General features: G+C 37.6%; 14 protein-coding genes. 6 read left to right on the forward strand and 8 right to left on the reverse strand.

Annotated features, from left to right (window positions below):
- Positions 1-17 precede the first annotated feature (17 nt).
- On the reverse strand, positions 18-818 hold the full coding sequence (mazG, locus tag HX005_RS00265; RefSeq protein WP_286375881.1) for a nucleoside triphosphate pyrophosphohydrolase: 801 nt from the start codon (positions 816-818) through the stop codon (positions 18-20).
- 116 nt (positions 819-934) lie between these two features.
- Between mazG and HX005_RS00270 the strand changes: the two genes are divergently transcribed.
- The gene (locus tag HX005_RS00270; RefSeq protein WP_107006708.1) at positions 935-1,708 is read left to right on the forward strand and encodes an SDR family oxidoreductase; all 774 of its coding nucleotides are present in this window, start codon (positions 935-937) and stop codon (positions 1,706-1,708) included.
- 63 nt (positions 1,709-1,771) lie between these two features.
- Here HX005_RS00270 and HX005_RS00275 read toward each other — a convergent pair whose 3' ends face one another.
- From HX005_RS00275 to cysM, 4 genes are all read right to left on the reverse strand, one after another.
- Positions 1,772-4,078, reverse strand: coding sequence for a RelA/SpoT family protein (locus HX005_RS00275; RefSeq protein WP_286375882.1), 2,307 nt, complete (start codon positions 4,076-4,078; stop codon positions 1,772-1,774).
- Between the two features lie 27 nt (positions 4,079-4,105).
- The gene (gene rlmD, locus HX005_RS00280; protein WP_286375883.1) at positions 4,106-5,500 is read right to left on the reverse strand and encodes a 23S rRNA (uracil(1939)-C(5))-methyltransferase RlmD; all 1,395 of its coding nucleotides are present in this window, start codon (positions 5,498-5,500) and stop codon (positions 4,106-4,108) included.
- A 9-nt stretch (positions 5,501-5,509) separates the two neighbouring features.
- Entirely contained in the window at positions 5,510-6,331 is an 822-nt protein-coding gene (locus HX005_RS00285; RefSeq protein WP_286375884.1) for a 3'-5' exonuclease, read from the reverse strand.
- Between the two features lie 112 nt (positions 6,332-6,443).
- Positions 6,444-7,358, reverse strand: coding sequence for a cysteine synthase CysM (cysM, locus tag HX005_RS00290; RefSeq protein WP_286375885.1), 915 nt, complete (start codon positions 7,356-7,358; stop codon positions 6,444-6,446).
- Positions 7,359-7,681: 323 nt separating this feature from the next.
- On the opposite strand from cysM, the gene HX005_RS00295 reads away from it, so the two are divergent.
- The 5 genes from HX005_RS00295 (at position 7,682) to rsfS (ending at position 13,611) form a co-directional block, all read left to right on the forward strand.
- On the forward strand, positions 7,682-10,492 hold the full coding sequence (locus HX005_RS00295) for a GacS-like sensor histidine kinase (RefSeq protein WP_286375886.1): 2,811 nt from the start codon (positions 7,682-7,684) through the stop codon (positions 10,490-10,492).
- 80 nt (positions 10,493-10,572) lie between these two features.
- The gene (locus tag HX005_RS00300; protein ID WP_286375887.1) at positions 10,573-11,361 is read left to right on the forward strand and encodes a crotonase/enoyl-CoA hydratase family protein; all 789 of its coding nucleotides are present in this window, start codon (positions 10,573-10,575) and stop codon (positions 11,359-11,361) included.
- A 30-nt stretch (positions 11,362-11,391) separates the two neighbouring features.
- Positions 11,392-12,264 (forward strand): NAD(P)-dependent oxidoreductase, encoded by an 873-nt coding sequence (locus HX005_RS00305; protein ID WP_286375888.1) that lies wholly within the window; start codon positions 11,392-11,394, stop codon positions 12,262-12,264.
- Between the two features lie 48 nt (positions 12,265-12,312).
- Complete coding sequence (locus HX005_RS00310; RefSeq protein WP_286375889.1) at positions 12,313-13,107, forward strand: hydroxypyruvate isomerase family protein; 795 nt, start codon at positions 12,313-12,315, stop codon at positions 13,105-13,107.
- 102 nt (positions 13,108-13,209) lie between these two features.
- On the forward strand, positions 13,210-13,611 hold the full coding sequence (rsfS, locus tag HX005_RS00315; protein ID WP_107006717.1) for a ribosome silencing factor: 402 nt from the start codon (positions 13,210-13,212) through the stop codon (positions 13,609-13,611).
- A gap of 52 nt (positions 13,612-13,663) precedes the next feature.
- Here rsfS and HX005_RS00320 read toward each other — a convergent pair whose 3' ends face one another.
- The 3 genes from HX005_RS00320 to HX005_RS00330 all read right to left on the reverse strand — a co-directional run bounded on the left by HX005_RS00320 (position 13,664) and on the right by HX005_RS00330 (position 17,019).
- Positions 13,664-14,875: an ammonium transporter gene (locus HX005_RS00320; protein WP_286375890.1), complete on the reverse strand. Its 1,212-nt coding sequence runs from the start codon at positions 14,873-14,875 to the stop codon at positions 13,664-13,666.
- A gap of 365 nt (positions 14,876-15,240) precedes the next feature.
- Complete coding sequence (locus HX005_RS00325; RefSeq protein WP_107006719.1) at positions 15,241-16,695, reverse strand: NAD(P)(+) transhydrogenase (Re/Si-specific) subunit beta; 1,455 nt, start codon at positions 16,693-16,695, stop codon at positions 15,241-15,243.
- A gap of 3 nt (positions 16,696-16,698) precedes the next feature.
- Positions 16,699-17,019, reverse strand: a complete 321-nt coding sequence (locus HX005_RS00330) for a proton-translocating transhydrogenase family protein (RefSeq protein ID WP_068973100.1) — start codon at positions 17,017-17,019, stop codon at positions 16,699-16,701.
- Positions 17,020-17,024 lie beyond the last annotated feature (5 nt).

The following is a 17,024-nucleotide window of genomic DNA, read 5'->3' on the forward strand; positions in this document are numbered from 1 at the left end:
CTATTTTTTTTGAAAAATTAATCGATTGGTTTAGGTTGTTGTTCATATAAAGCCTGTTGTTTTAAATATTGTTTGGCTTGCTCCCATAGTTGATCTAATTCTTCTAAATTCATCTGTTCTAATTTTTTATCTTGTTGTAATACTTGATCTTCTATAAAAGCAAAGCGCTTTTTAAATTTGTGAATCGTACTGAGTAGTGCCATTTCACTTGAAATGCCTAGTTTACGCCCAACATTGATCAATGAGAATAAACAATCGCCAAATTCATCTACCATTTCATCGGATTTCCCAGCATTTACAGCAGCTTCAAACTCAGCTAACTCTTCTTTTACTTTGCTATAGGCTTGTTCTGCATCTGGAAAATCAAAACCAATTTTTGCAACATTTTTTTGAATATTTTCAGCTTGAACTAATGCTGGTGCATGTTTCACTTCATCTAAGCGCGATTGAGCCTTGCCTTGCTTTTCTTGCTGCTTAATTTTTTGCCAAAGTTGTGAAACATCATCAGGTGTTAATTGATCAAATTTATCTTTTTCAAAAACATGAGGATGACGACGAATCAGTTTTTGACAAATCGCTTCAACCACATCATTAAAATCAAAAGCACCTTGCTCGCTATACATTTGTGACTGAAAAACAACCTGCAACAGTAAGTCTCCTAATTCATCACGAATATCAGTCACATTACCCATTCGTACGGCTGCCTCAACCTCATACGCTTCTTCAATCGCATAACGTGTTAAAGATTCTGGCGTTTGTTCACGATCCCAAGGACATTCCTGACGTAATTGCTGCATGATCGCTAATAACTTTTCCATAAAAATGTCCTGTATTTACAAAATATCGAAGAATGGTACTAAAAACTTGTCACCGAAAAGTATTTTATGTTCAACTGGGACATGATTCATATATTTAAAATAAAAAGGATGTTGTGATGCGTCGAAGTATTTTTATTAGTGGAGCAGCACAAGGTATTGGTGCTGCAATCGCTCGAACTTTTTACCAGCAAGGCTATAAGGTAGGCATTTATGATATCAATGAAGCTTCAGCACAGCATCTTGCAGCACAACTCGGTAATCATGCCAAAGCAGGAAAGCTTGATGTAAGTGATTATGCACAATGGCAAAATGCCCTAGAAGAATTTAGTGCTTGGGCAGGTCAGCTCAATGTTTTGGTCAATAATGCAGGAATTTTATACTCTGGTGCTTTTGAAAAAACGGATATTCAAGCACATCAACGCACAATTAATGTCAACGTCAATGGCGTTTTAAATGGCTGTCATGCTGCACTGCCTTTTTTAAAACAGGCATCTTTTGCACGCGTCATTAATGTTTCTTCTGCTTCTGCGATTTATGGGCAACCCGATCTTATCTCATATTCTGCCAGTAAATTTGCAGTGCGTGGTATCACAGAAGGCTTAGATGTAGAATGGCAAAAATATGGAATTCGTGTTTTAGATGTGATGCCGCTCTTTGTACAAACAGCAATGGTGACTAACATGGATGCAGCTTCAATTCAGAATATTGGTGTTGATTTAAAACCACAAGATATTGCTGAACAAGTCTTAAAACTCGTACAAAGCAAAGGCACGCTTTTTACCCAAACCCATCATCCTATCGGCTTAAAAACCAAAATCATGTATCAACTTTCAAGTATCAGCCCACAAATCATTAACCGTTTAGGCAATATATTTTTAAGTCGAAAATAAAAATCGATGCAATATCAGCAAATAAAAAAACCTGCATTACGCAGGTTTTTTATCAGCAATAGATTAATTGCCTTGTACTAATCGTCTTGCACTAATAATGCCTGGTTGTTGTTCTAAACGTGCCAACAAACGAGAAAGTTGCGCCAAGCCCTTCACTTCAATCAATAATTTCATATTGGCAATACCATCTGATTCAGAAATGGTATTGACCTGACGAATATTGATCTGATCTGAAAAAATCACTTGAGTTAAGTCTTTCAGTAAACCACGTCGATCATAAGCCTCAACAACGATTTGCACACTTTGCCCACGTGTAGGCTGCATTTCCCAATCTGCTTCTACAGCACGATCAGGTTCATTCTTGATCATACGAAGGTAATCTAAGCATGCAACCTTATGAATACTTACACCACGGTTTAACGTGATATATCCAGCAATCGACTCACCATGTACAGGTTGACAGCATTGTGCTACATGGAGTTCAACATTATCCAAGCCATCAATTAAAATACCATGTGCCGATAAAGTATGACTTGCACGTGGATTAAGTGTTGGTTTAAGAACAAGTTCTGGTTCATCCTGATCTAAATGCATATGACGATTAACTTGGTTAATCAATGCATGTAAACTGATATCGCCACTCACCAACGAAACTAAAATATCATCGCCAGATTTGACATTAAAGTGGTTACAATAATCACTTAAATCGATACTTTTTGGATGAATCGCTAAACGTGAAAGCTCCTTATTGAGAATTTCACGTCCAACTTCTAAATTTTTACTGCGGTCTTGTTGTCTAAACCAGTGACGCAGCTTGTCACGTGCACGTGCTGTCTTGATATAACCTAAAGAGTTGACCAACCAATCTCGGTTAGGCTCACGATCTTTTTTGGTTAAAATCTCAACTTGTTCACCTGTTTTCAAGGTATAAGTGAGTGGCACATAACGCTGATTCACACGTGCTGCATAACACTTATTCCCCACTTCTGTATGCACATGATAAGCAAAGTCTAATACGGTTGAACCACGTGGTAACTCTTTAATATCACCATCACGACTGAAGACATAAATCTTTTCAAAACCTTCAAAGTCTTGAATATGTTCAAAATCCTCACTCTCATCTTCATTTGGATGCACATTGGTTTCATTACGTTCTTGATAATGCTCTAGCACAGAGCGCAATGAATGCAAACGATGATTAAATGAATAATCTGTGGTTTTAGAACCTTCTTTATAATTAAAATGAGAACAAACACCTAACTCAGCTTCTTCATGCATTTCTACAGTACGAATCTGAATTTCAAGCGATTTATTTTCAGCAATCACCGCTGTATGCAATGAGCGATAACCGTTTGCTTTAGGGTTGGTAATATAATCATCAAATTGATGTGGAATATGACGCCAAATCTGATGAACAATCCCCAAAGCGTGATAACACTCAGGAACCGATTTGACCAATACACGTACTGCACGAATATCATAAAGCTGATCGAAGCTCAGATTTTTACTCTTCATCTTGCGATAAATTGAATAAATATGCTTCACTCGACCTGAAATTTCAGCATAAATTTCATGCGCTGCCAATTCACCTTTGAGTTTGTCCACTACAAATTGAATATAGTGTTCACGCTCAAGACGCTTTTCATTGAGTAATGATGCAATTTCTTTATAACGTTCAGGCGCTAAATAGCGAAAGGCTAAATCTTCAAGTTCCCACTTTAACTGTGCAATCCCTAAACGATGCGCCAAAGGCGAATAAATGGTAAGAATTTCACGTGCAACACGTTCTTGACGCTCTCTAGGTGATTTTGCCAATTCACGCAATGCATAAGTACGTTCAGCCAATTTAATTAATACAACCCGAACATCTTCAGTCACAGAAATCAGCATTTTATAAATGCCAGACAAATGCTCACGTTGGTTATTATTAAAATGGTCTTCTAAACGTTTGTTTTTTTCGATCAGTTCAGAGAGTTTCCCCATTGCCAAAGTACCTTTGACAAGATTAAAAACATGCTCTCCAAACTTTTCTTGAATTTCTTCAAGGGTGGTAATACCTTCACGCACACTACGGTATAAAACAGCAGCAGATAAGGTATCTTCATCGACATGTAAATGCGCCAAAATATCAGCCATCCCAATTCCTGTTGCAAAGGTATTGGTTCGGCTATTTGCTATGGTCGCTAATTCTTTTTGTAAAACTAATTGAGCTACTTCTTGAAGCTGATGCAGCTCTGCACCGTCTAAAATTCCACGTACACGATCTAGCCAAGTCGCTAAAGCCTGTTGCGCTTCTACGGCATGTTCTACAGTCGCTTCCTCAGACAACTCATTTAGCTGTTCTGGAAGTTGTTCACGTACTGTGACCATACCTTTCTCCTGTGAATCTACAGTTCATTATAAATCGTTTATCTCAACATTTTTTTCAAATAAGGCAATGGATTCAACATGACCTGTATGTGTAAACATATCCATCACACCTGCCTTTTTCAGCTGATATCCATGTTGCACTAAAATTCCTGCATCCCTTGCCAGTGTTGCAGGGTCACAGGATACATAAACGATTTTTTTTGCACCAAACTTAGGTACATAATGCATAATTTGCTCCGCCCCTGCACGAGGTGGGTCTATTAATAATGCATCAAATCCTTGATTTGCCCAAGAATTTTGAGAAAAATCTTTTGTTAAATCTTGTGAGTAAAACGTAACATTAGTTATGCAATTTTTCAGTGCGTTTTCTGTACCGCGTTTAACCATTTCTGCACTGCCTTCAACGGCAATAACACAGCCTGTTTGCCCTACTTTTTTAGCGAGTGGTAAAGAAAAATTACCCAGACCGCAGAAAAGATCAAGCACACGCTCACCTTGTTGTAAATCAAGCAAATCACATGCCAATTTTACCATTTGCGGATTTACAGTAGGATTAACCTGTGTAAAGTCAGTCGGTTTAAATGCAAAATTAATTGCAAAATCATTCAAACTATAATGTAAATGCATCGCAGCTTGAGGATCATCTACACGATGTAAACTCTCATTTCCCGCAGGTTGAAAATACAGTTGCCACTGTTTCTCTAACGCAAATTGTTTTAATAGGTTGACATCTTTTGTCGATAAATCTGCTGTATGGCGAATTAACAACGCAATTTCTTGATCGCCTTTTGCTAATTCTATATGACCAATGTCTGCTTTGCCTGTTAGACTTTCGAGTAATACACGCAGTTCAGGTAAAGCCTTATCTAATTGTTGATCTAAAATTTTACACGTTTGGATATTAATCAATTGATTACTTTGCGACTCACGAAAGCCCATCAGCAGTTTTTTCGTTTTCGCAATATAGCGCACACCAATGCGTGCTTTATGACGATAATCAACTTTTAATGAACGAATAGGCGTTAACCACGCTAAAGGTGTTAAACCTGCAAAATGATTCAAATGTGATTTTAATACATCTTGTTTAAAACGAATTTGTTCATCAGGATGTAAATGCTGCAAGTTACAACCACCACATCGACCAAAATGCGGACAGATTGGGTCAATACGTTGCGGATGTGGCTCACCCAATAACTCAATACAATCCGCTTCTTCAAGTTTAGAAACTTGACGTGTGATTTGCACTTTAACGGTTTCATTGGGTAATGCAAAACGGATAAAAACACTTTTACCCTGTTTTTCTAGTGGATGGTTTGGATCATTTCCATAACGCGCTATCCCTCGCCCCTCATGTGAAAGCCTCTCAACATTAAAAATATACTGTGGTTGTTGAGATGGTCGAGGTTTAGCTCTATGTTTCAAAGGAATAACCTAATCTGTAGTGGAAGGAAAATCTGATGCGCTAAATGCAGTTTTTTGTGAAGTTTCACGCCAAATCTGCATAAACTCATTTTGTTGCGGTTGACCTTGTAAATAATGAATGGTTGCCTGAATCCATAACTGATGATCTGATAAAGAAATTTGTCCTTTTAACAGATTCCAACGCAAGAAAATCAACCATGTATTTAATACATCACCCTCACAATAACTGGTCAACTTGAGCCATTGTTTGGTTTTGACATATTCAGGAATAAAATAACCTTTAATACCACGCTTACCAGGAAAACCAAGTAAATGTGCAATATCATCTAGTTTTTGAAAATGCCGACCATTAAACATTGCCATCACATCCATCAAGTCGACATGACGATGATGATAACGATTTTGGTAGTTATTATAACGTTTTTGCGTATCAATCTCACCTTGATCAAATAAACTCGGTGCCGATAAACCATGATACATTGCACGGAATAAAATCACAGGTAAATCAAACTGTGAACCATTCCAACTCACTAAAGTTGGATGACGTTTATCAAAAATAGATAAAAATTTCTTTAAAATTTCAGCTTCAGAAAAATGTTCTTGGCTAAATGAAAAGAGTTTCATTGTACCATTTTCATCAAGCCAAAAACCTGAGATACACACAATTTCATGTAAGGGTAAACGTTGAAAATCCATACCTGATTCTTGGCGACGGATTTTCATCAAAGCCTGTTCAAGATCTTCTTCAGACAAATCCAACCCGTACAAATGTGCACCTGAACGATGGTCAGTCAACGTTTCTATATCAAAAACTAGTACGGGTAAACGCATAACTAAAGTATTCTCATCATGACTTAAATTATTTTACACATTAACCCGAGTTTCAACAAAGAAACAATGCACCGCGATAAAATAACAGGTCGACTTGAGTCAAATATTGGTTTTAGTCTTCAACTGAAAATAAACCTGTAGATAAATAACGATCACCACGATCACATACAATACAGACAATCACAGCGTTTGGGTTTTCTTCAGCAATTTTCACTGATGCCCACACGGCTCCACCTGATGAAGTGCCTGCACTAATTCCTTCTTTACGTGCTAAAGCACGTGCTGTTTTTTCAGCTTCGATTTGTGGAATATCCATAATGCGATCGACACGCTTTGGATCAAAAATAGTCGGTAAATATTCCTGAGGCCAACGACGGATACCCGCAATATTTGAACCTTCAGATGGCTGTAAACCCACAATTTGAATCTCTGGGTTTTGTTCTTTCAAATATTTTGAAATCCCCATAATCGTGCCTGTTGTTCCCATAGAACTCACGAAATGGGTAATTTTACCTTCAGTTTGTTGCCAAATTTCTGGACCAGTCGTTAAGTAATGTGCTTCAACATTATCTGGATTACCAAACTGATTTAAAACCAGACCTTGCCCTTCTTTCTCCATTTGCAAAGCCAGATCACGTGCTTCTTCCATGCTTGCAGCTTCAATTAACTCTGCACCATAAGCACGCATTGCATCTTTACGCTCTTGACTTGAGGCAGCAGGCATAATCAAACGCATTTTGTAGCCACGCATTGCAGCAACCATTGCTAAAGCAATACCTGTATTTCCACTCGTCGCCTCAATCAAGGTATCACCTGGCTGAATTTGCCCACGTTTTTCAGCTTGCATAATCATGTTATATGCTGGACGGTCTTTCACTGAACCTGCTGGATTATTTCCTTCAAGTTTCGCCAACACCGTTGCTTGAGTATGATTTGCGAGACGTTGTAAACGCACCAATGGCGTCTTACCGACATAATGGTCTAATAAAAAATCGTCTGCTAAGAAATCAACTTGTGTATTACTCATGGTATGTACCTAGATCGAGGTGCGCGTATTGTATGAAAAAATAAAACACCCTGCACTGCTTTCCATTAAATTCTGATGAGAATGATCAAACTCAGCACATAAAACTTGGGTGTACTTCAATGACTTAAAAGTATTTTTTCAAATAAAATGAATAATATAAAATAATTTCAAAGCAACTTAGAATTAGAAATGATAAGTTTATCTTTAAAACAGCATAAACAATATTTAAGCAAGATGTTTTTTCATGATCTTTATCATAATTTCATGTAGGACGATTAAAGCATGTTAATATTCTCATTACGGGGAAGGTCTTGGCTTGATGCATGTCGAATTTCAATAAAAAATTATTTAAACGTCTCAAACTTAATCACGCATATGGACAATTAATTGCGTTGATTTTTGTACCTATTATGGTCTTAGCCTGCGTCGGCGCACTTTTGGTCATGAAAGAAACGTCTAATGCTGCTAAAACCAATCAACGTTATGCCGCTATTGCAATTTTAAGTCGCTATCAAGCAACCGCAGAACAACTCGTTCGTCTAATACAAGCAAATCCCAAATATAGACCACAAGCTGAAAATATTCTCCAACATATTTTTAATGAAAAATATCTTATTCGTGCAGCGATTGTTTTACCTAATCAGCAAACTTTACTCAATGTCGGTTATCAAAATAGAAAAGCATGGCCCAAACTTCCGCAACAAGGAAGCTTTGTAGGACCATTATCCAACCAACACAATAATATTTATGCGATTCGCCTTCAAACTGAAGATGCTCATGCACCCATTTGGTTAAGCATTGAACTTGATAATCAACCTTTAGAAATAGCGCATTATCGTGTGATGATCGTGCTCATTACCACAGCATTATTTACATTACTTTTATTATTACTCTGTCTAAATTTCTATTCTCGTCGTTGGATCGCACCAATGTACGAAATTCGCATGCAATTACAACGTTTAAATGCCGATACGCTTGACCAACATATGGTGATTAACAGTACAGGTGAGTTACGTTTATTACAGCGAGATATTGCGAATGTTGTGAAACGCTTACATTTTAGTTTTCTAGAGCTAAAAGAACATACTGAGCAAACCGAAGATGATTTAAGACGTACTTTAGACACCTTAGAAGTACAGAACATTACTTACAAACAAGCACGTGACCAAGCGATTTCATCAAACCAAGCCAAGTCAGTATTTTTAGCCAATATCAGCCATGAACTACGTACACCCCTAAACAGTATTGATGGTTTTATTCATCTGTTATTAAGACAAGATAATCTTAGTAATGATCAAAACTTGTACTTACAAACGATTCGAAAATCTTCTGCTCATTTATTGGCGCTGATTAACGATGTACTCGACTTTTCTAAAATTGATGCTGGGAAATTAGAACTCGAAACTGCACCTTTTGACCTTGAAGAAGCAATTTTCGATGTTATGGATATGTTGTCGCCGTTGGCTGCACAAAAACAAATAGAAATGGCATTTTACTATGATGATACCGTTCCTAAGCATGTCAATGGTGATGTTTTACGCTTTAAGCAAATTTTGACCAATCTTATTTCCAATGCCATTAAATTTACCCCTGATGGTGAAATCATTGTTCGTGTTCGTATGGAACATGATGATATTGGACAGTGTTTATTGCATTTTAGTGTGCAAGATAGCGGTATTGGTCTCAGTGGCACAGATCGTAAGAAGTTATTTGAATCGTTCTCTCAAGGCGATGCATCCGTAACCCGTCAATTTGGCGGAACAGGTTTAGGTTTAGCAATTTCAAAACAATTGGTTCACTTAATGCAAGGTCAAATTGGCTTTGAAGATAACCAAGAACGTGCACCTACAGAAAAAGGCTCAACATTCTGGTTTACCGCAATGTTCCAAGTGGATGAAAATGAAGAAATTATTCATCCAGTGTTTAAAGATATGCATGTATTGTCATTCTTAGCACATCCTGCAACAGCAAATGTTTTACGTCATTATTTAGAAGACTATCAAGTCGTTCATACTGAAGCACAGTCAATTTTAGATTTATTTAGCCGTTTAAATGGCTTATCTAAACTGCCTGAAAACACTTGGCTGATTGTAGATCATAGCGGCGATACTGAAGCTTTATTACGCGAAATTCGTGGGCGTTATCAAGGTAATTTAGCCGTTTATGGCTATCAAATGACCTTAGAGCCAAATATGTTACATGAATATCGTGCACGTCCACTTTATCAACCTTTAAGTCGTTCAGGAGTGATTCAACTTTTAAGCAATCAACCTATATTTAGTCCTGAAGAGCACAAAGATTTTAAAGAGCGTAATTTGCATATTTTAGCAGTGGATGATCATTTACCGAACTTGATTGTACTTGAAGCATTACTCGCTGAACTCAATGTTAAGACAACCAAAGTACAAAGTGGGCAAGAAGCCCTAAGCACCATTCAGCAACGTATCGAACAAGGTTTAAAACCATATGACTTGGTTTTCATGGACATTCAAATGCCTGTTATGTCTGGAATTGATACAACACGTGCGATTCGCTCATTAGAATCCACGCTCGATGGTATGCGTATGCCAATCATTGCACTTACAGCACATGCTTTAGCCGATGAAAAGCAAAAACTTCTAAAAGTCGGCATGGACGACTATGTAACCAAACCAATTCAAGTCGAACAATTAATTCAAATTTTAACTGAATGGACATCTGATCAATTTGCTCAACCACAGCAAACCAACGAAAATAACGTTTACGCTGAAGCGCTTGACCCTGACATTTTAGATTGGAAACAAAGCTTAGCCTTAGCCGCAAATAAAGAAGATTTGGCACAAGATTTACTTAAAATGCTAGTCGATAGCTTTCCAACGGAACTCGATGAAATCTCTCAGTTGATTGAATTAGAAGATTTTCCACAACTTGAGCATGTGCTTCATCGTTTATATGGCGCAACTCGCTATGTCGGCACACCAAAATTACAACGTATTACAGGCGAGTTTGAACAGTTTATTTCAACACTCAGAAAAGAACGTCGTAAAGCAGATGAAACATTCATTCAAGATACCTTACAACGATTAGATCATTTGCAATTGGTCATACACGAAGTAGAAGCTGCCGCACAGCAAATTTTGAATCATTCAAATTAATTTTTTCTGTGACTGCACTGTCACGATGTAAAAGCTCACTCCATGCTATGCTGCGTTACAAGGCAATAAGAGTAAAAACGATGTCATTATTACGAATTGAAAAAAAAGATGGAATCGCAACGGTTTACCTAAACCGTCCAGATAAACGTAACGCAATGAGCTTTGCTTTACTGCGCGAGTTAGTGAGCACTGCTCAAAAAATCAAAAAAGATCGCAGCATTCGTTGTGTCATTTTAACTGGTGAAGCGCAAGTCTTTAGTGCAGGCATTGACCTTGCCGATTTAAACAATCCTAAAAATACAGCTTATGCTGCTTGGGAACTCATCAAACCTGGACAAAGTTTATTTCAAAAAGCTTTTTTGATTTGGCAAGAATTACCTGTTCCTGTGATTGCTGCACTTGAAGGTTTTTGCTTTGGTGCAGGTATGCAATTGGCATTAGCTGCGGATATTCGTATCAGCCATCCTGATACCAAAATGTCCATCATGGAAAGTCGTTGGGGCTTAGTACCAGATATGGGCTTATCGCGTTCAATTAAAGGAGTTATTGGTATAGATTTAGCCAAAGAACTGACCTTAACTGCACGTATTTTTGATGGTCATTATGCTAAAGAAATTGGCTTAGTCACACATGTTGACGTTGCACCATTAGAAAAAGCACAACAAATTGCAAAAGAAATGCTACAGCGTTCACCTGATGCCTTAATGGCAGCTAAACGCGTATTAGATGCGATGGAACATGCACCTAAAAAAGCGTTACGTTTAGAAAAAATTTGGCAATTAAAGCTACTTTTAGGTAAAAATAGTCAATTGGCACGTAAAAAGGATAAAAATCCAGAAGTACAATTTTTACCACGCCAATTTAAATAATTTACAAGGAACCGTTTTGAGATTGGTACTATGAGTTTTGATCAACAGCACAAAATTGCTTTTTTAGGTATGGGCTTAATGGGTAGTCGTATGGCAACTCGTCTAGTTCAAGCAGGCTTTCATGTTGCAGTATGGAATCGTACTGCAAGTGCATGTGAACCCTTGATTGACATTGGCGCACATGCTCTACAACTTGAGAATATTGCACAATACCCAATCATTCTTAGCTGTCTTGCTGATGATCAAGCTGTAGAAGCCGTTTTCAATCAAATTAAACCTCATCTCCAAGCCAAACAAGTGATTGTCGATTTTTCTAGCCTATCTGTAGATCAAACGATTCATCTTGCAAATCAAGCAAATCAGCATCATGTTATTTGGATTGACTCCCCTGTTTCGGGTGGGACGGCTGGTGCTGAAAATGGTACTTTAGTTATTTTTGCAGGCGGTAATGCACAAACTATTCAAAGCCTTACACTTATTTATAATGTACTTTCACAACGTGTCACTCGTATGGGAGAAACAGGTACGGGACAAGCCACTAAAATTTGTAATCAATTGATCGTTGCCGCGAATAGCACCCTAATTGCTGAGGCAGTCGCACTTGCAGAACAGGCAGGTGTTGATACAACTTTATTAGCACCTGCTCTTGCAGGTGGTTTTGCTGACTCTAAACCTTTTCAAATTTTAACACCACGTATGGCAACACATCATTTCGAGCCTGTGCAGTGGAAAGTGCAAACTTTATCTAAAGACTTAAATAATGCTGTGAGTTTAGCTAAAAAGTTTAATTTAGAAATTCCTGTTGCTAAAAAAGCCTTGTCGCAATTGCAAGCACACCAAAAGAATGGTTATGCTGATGCAGATTTAGCAACTGTGATTAAGCATGTTGAAATTCAAAAATAAAATTGACGTTATCGTTCAGCCTATACGTAATTTGCATGGAGCAAAATGATGAGCAAACTCGCAGTAAATCTTTCTATGATTTTTACTGAAGTTCCCCTAATAGAACGTTTTGCTTTGGCACATCAGCATGGTTTTAAACATGTTGAAATTCAGTTTCCTTATGAACTCAGTATTCAAGATATTCAGACACAATTAGAGCGTTATCAACTTACGCTTTGCCTCATTAATGTACCCGCAGGTGATTTAATGCAAGGTGGCAATGGTCTAGCGGGCATTCCAGGGAAAGAACTTGAATTTCATCACGCATTATTAAAAGCGATTGAATATGCAACCTCGCTACAAGTCAGTAGTATCAATATCCTAGCAGGAAAACAACCTCTAGATGCAGACTTGCTTCCATGCTTAAACACACTCTCTAGCAATTTAAAACTGGCTTGTCATCTTTGCACTGAGCATAATATTCAACCTGTATTTGAAATGATTAACGGCACAGATATGCCGCGATTTTTAGTGCAAAATATTGCTCAAGCTCAAGAAATGCTTGAAGCTGTCCAACACCCTGCCTTAAAAATGCAATATGATTGTTATCATATGGCAATGATGGGCGAAAATATTTTAGCTGCACTACAAGAAAATCTGGAGTGGATTGGACATATTCAATTTGCGGACTGTCCTGGGCGACATGAGCCAGATACAGCTCAAATTAACTATGCAGAAATTTTCCAATGGTTAGCACAAAGTCCATATACAGGTTATATCGCAGCTGAATACAAACCACAAGTTGACTCTAATCAATCATTTGCATGGAAAAACAAATACTTTACTGATCACTCACAAATATAAACGCTTAAAAAATATCCACAATATTTATAGGTATAAATTTGAATTTTTTTAGTAAAGGCGGTATATTAGACGATGAGTTATTGTCTGGAAAATATACCTTATATGAATTTAGAACCATCACCCAGCGCTTCTAATTCTCTCGAACTTGCAATGAATTCTCACAAACAAGATGTGCAAACTTGTTTAAAAGTTGTACACGAAGCTCTACTCGATGTAAAAGCCAAAGATATTCTTGAACTTGATGTTAGCAAAATCAGTAATGTCGCAGATGCGATTGTGATTGCAAGCGGTACATCAACACGTCATGTTAAAGCACTTGCTGACAACGTTGCAGAAGAAGCACGTAAAGCAGGTTTTCGCCCGATTGGTGTTGAAGGCGAACGTGATGCTGAATGGATCCTAATCGACTTAGATTTGATCGTTGTTCATGTCATGCTACCTACTGCACGTAAATTTTACGATCTTGAAAGTTTATGGCGTACAACACCTGAACATGTTGCCTAAGCATAAAAAACGGAAAAGCGACCCTCATGGTCGCTTTTTTATTCTTATTTTTTTATTCGGTATTCATTAAATTTGGATGCAAAGCAATTCGCTTAAAAATAACGTACATCAAACCAAAACCTAAGAAAAAAGTAAATAAAATCCCAAAAATCTGATATTTCCAACTCACTTCTAAAATAGAGTTGTCAAATTGATTCATGATCACAGCTAAGGTTCCCCATACACCACACAAGCCATGAATCACGATCACATCAGCAACACTTCTAATTCGAATCCAACGCTTGAGTAATTTAGGCAATAAACACGTCATTAAAGCTGCAACAAAGCCAATAATAAAAGCAATACTCATACTCACTAAGCCACAACTTGCGGTAATCGCCACTAAACCACCAAAAAGCGCTTTAATCAGAGTGGCACGTTTAAACTTTTGAGGTTTTAAAATTAAATAGCCCAAGGTAGCAACACATACTCCAAAAACAACAGAAATAATATTAATTAATACAGTAATAATATCTATGGTCATTCCTGTAATAAATGCAACGTTTAAACACGACCAAGCCAACCACAAAACAAAACCTGCCAGTGAAAAAATCAACATTTTTTGATCTTGAAATATATAATGTGTTTCCTTTGGATAATCTTGATGATATTGATTAAAAACCACATAACCCGCTAAAACGGTCCATGCAGCAAATGAGTGAATGACTGTTGCTCCTGCATAATCAATAAAACCCAAATCTTTTAACCAATGCCAATTAAAAAGAATATCCCCCCAAGCTGAAACACTTAATATTGGAAAAATGACACCTGAAACAAGTAAGCCCACAATCCAATATACTTTAGACGACATATTTATTGGAATAATTCGACCTACGATTGTGGTGATAGTGGATGACATTAAAATATAGAAAATAAAAATTTGCCATTGCCACCAGTACATTTGAATATGATTGCTTTGATTTTCTGTTTGCCATATGCCAAAAAACACCAATAGAAAACAAAAAATAATATATAAAGTATTACCTAAAATAGCAGATAAATAACTGATCCCTAGATTATAAATCGCTCTTGAATTTTTGACATAGCCTCCTTCGATCACAGCAAAACCTGCTTGCATTAATAATACAAACAATGTTCCTAAAACAATCAGTGTAATATCAGAAAATGTATTGATTGCATTAAATTGTGCAGGTGAGACCGTTGTTAAGCTATATGTTTGTGATGAGCTAAATAATAGTACCAAATAGAGATATAATTGCTTCATCTGTTATTTTAACCCTATCCATACTCTCTACATTACCATTCTAATTTTAGAATGCCCCTTAAGCCTTAATTTAAACTTGCTTGGTTAAAACAATTATTCCCCATATTTTTTAAATTACATTTTCATTTTTTATTTAAGTGGAATTTTTCATATTTTACCAAATGGTCATTCTCATATAAATAGTTTACATAAAATTTATTTTTTTAAGATCTTGATCACACTTCTTTTATATCAAAAAAATTATTGTCGTGATATCTAGTTTTCTTTGATTAAGACTAAAAATAATATCAATAAAAAAACCACCCGAAGGTGGTTTTAGATCTTCCCAAATCCCACTTTAGAAAAGAGGGATTTTGAAGTATAAATTAGTGACCGCCGCCATTAATCGCTTTAGTCATATCTTCAACAACTTTCTTCGCATCACCAAAGATCATCATAGTTTTTTCGTTATAGAACAAGTCATTATCTAGACCCGCATAACCAGTCGCCATAGAACGCTTGATCACCATGATGGTACGTGCTTTATGTGCTTCAAGAATCGGCATACCATAAATCGGTGATGTTGGATCATCTTTTGCAGCAGGGTTAACAACGTCATTCGCACCGATGACAAGTACAACATCTGTTGCAGGGAAGTCTGAGTTAATCTCATCCATTTCCAAGATGTCTTCATAAGCTACGTCTGCTTCAGCAAGAAGAACGTTCATGTGACCAGGCATACGACCAGCAACAGGGTGAATTGCAAAACGAACAGTTACACCTTGTTCTTTAAGTAATTCACATAATTCTTTTACTGCATTTTGAGCACGACCTTGCGCCATACCATAACCAGGTACAATCACAACGCTGTCTGCATTTGACATCAAGAAGCCAGCATCATCTGCAGAACCTGAACGGTAGTTACGTTGAACTTGCTCACCTTTGTCAGCAGAAGCAACTGCAGCACCACCCATTGCACCACCAAACAATACGTTGATGATTGAACGGTTCATCGCTTTACACATGATGTAAGACAGAATTGCACCTGAAGAACCAACGAGCGAACCAGCAACGATCAACATGTTGTTTTCAAGTGTAAAACCAATACCTGCAGCAGCCCAACCTGAGAATGAGTTAAGAAGTGAAACCACCACTGGCATATCACCGCCACCTACTGGTGCAATCCAAACCCAACCAAATACCAGTGCAAGTGCAGTCATTGCCCAGAATGCTTGCATATTGCCTGTCGTGAAGAAGTAAACACCACACGCCAACATTGCAAGGAAAATGACCGCTTGAACAGGTTTAACCCATCCACCAGAAATCGTTTTCGCCCATTTCTTCGCAGCCAATTTACCATAAGCAAATACTGAAGCTGTGAATGTAATCGCACCAACGAAACAGCCAACAAATAATTCAAATAAATGAACTTTGCTCATATGCGCATGTTGAACACCCGCAGCAGTTAAAGCAGATTCATTTTCAGCAAATAACACTGTAAGTTGGTTGTTATGTAGGATCGCAGCAATTGCAATCAATACCGCAGCCAAACCGACCAATGAGTGCATTAAAGCCACTGTTTCAGGCATTTGTGTCATTGGAACTGTACGTGCACGAGCAATACCAACAACCGCACCAAGCACCATTGCACCACCAATCATCCAAATCACAGGATGGTCAGCAACAAAGAAGGTTGTGATGACAGCGATTGCCATTGCAACCATACCGTAACGGTTACCTTGAATCGCAGTTTTAGGACCTGAAAGACCACGTAAAGTTAAGATAAAAAGGACAGCACCAATCAGGTAAAACCAATCTGCATATTCTTTAATGAATTCCATGGATTAGCCCTCTTTTTTCTTTTGTTTTGGCTTAAACATTTCAAGCATACGCGCAGTCACTGCGAAACCACCAAAAATATTAATACTTGCCAAGAACACAGCAACTGCACCAAGCACACTTACAACATTGATATCTTGAAATTGTACGTTGGCATCAACAACACCAGGAATACCCACGGTTTGAATCATTGCACCCACAATAATAATAGATGACAACGCATTCGTTACCGCCATTAACGGTGTATGCAATGCAGGCGTTACACCCCAAACCACGTAGTAACCAACAAAAATGGCTAAGACGAAAATAGTAATAGTTTCAACCATGATGA

This window comes from Acinetobacter sp. R933-2, assembly GCF_030325485.1.
Classification (GTDB): Bacteria; Pseudomonadota; Gammaproteobacteria; order Pseudomonadales; family Moraxellaceae; genus Acinetobacter; species Acinetobacter sichuanensis.

Bases quoted from the DNA above. Each gene is read 5' to 3' on its own strand.
- mazG (WP_286375881.1), bottom strand. From the start codon at position 818: ATGGAAAAGTTATTAGCGATCATGCAGCAATTACGTCAGGAATGTCCT.
- HX005_RS00270 (WP_107006708.1), top strand. From the start codon at position 935: ATGCGTCGAAGTATTTTTATTAGTGGAGCAGCACAAGGTATTGGTGCT.
- HX005_RS00275 (WP_286375882.1), bottom strand. From the start codon at position 4,078: ATGGTCACAGTACGTGAACAACTTCCAGAACAGCTAAATGAGTTGTCT.
- HX005_RS00285 (WP_286375884.1), bottom strand. From the start codon at position 6,331: ATGCGTTTACCCGTACTAGTTTTTGATATAGAAACGTTGACTGACCAT.
- cysM (WP_286375885.1), bottom strand. From the start codon at position 7,358: ATGAGTAATACACAAGTTGATTTCTTAGCAGACGATTTTTTATTAGAC.
- HX005_RS00295 (WP_286375886.1), top strand. From the start codon at position 7,682: ATGTCGAATTTCAATAAAAAATTATTTAAACGTCTCAAACTTAATCAC.
- HX005_RS00300 (WP_286375887.1), top strand. From the start codon at position 10,573: ATGTCATTATTACGAATTGAAAAAAAAGATGGAATCGCAACGGTTTAC.
- HX005_RS00305 (WP_286375888.1), top strand. From the start codon at position 11,392: ATGAGTTTTGATCAACAGCACAAAATTGCTTTTTTAGGTATGGGCTTA.
- HX005_RS00310 (WP_286375889.1), top strand. From the start codon at position 12,313: ATGAGCAAACTCGCAGTAAATCTTTCTATGATTTTTACTGAAGTTCCC.
- rsfS (WP_107006717.1), top strand. From the start codon at position 13,210: ATGAATTTAGAACCATCACCCAGCGCTTCTAATTCTCTCGAACTTGCA.
- HX005_RS00320 (WP_286375890.1), bottom strand. From the start codon at position 14,875: ATGAAGCAATTATATCTCTATTTGGTACTATTATTTAGCTCATCACAA.
- HX005_RS00325 (WP_107006719.1), bottom strand. From the start codon at position 16,695: ATGGAATTCATTAAAGAATATGCAGATTGGTTTTACCTGATTGGTGCT.
- HX005_RS00330 (WP_068973100.1), bottom strand. From the start codon at position 17,019: ATGGTTGAAACTATTACTATTTTCGTCTTAGCCATTTTTGTTGGTTAC.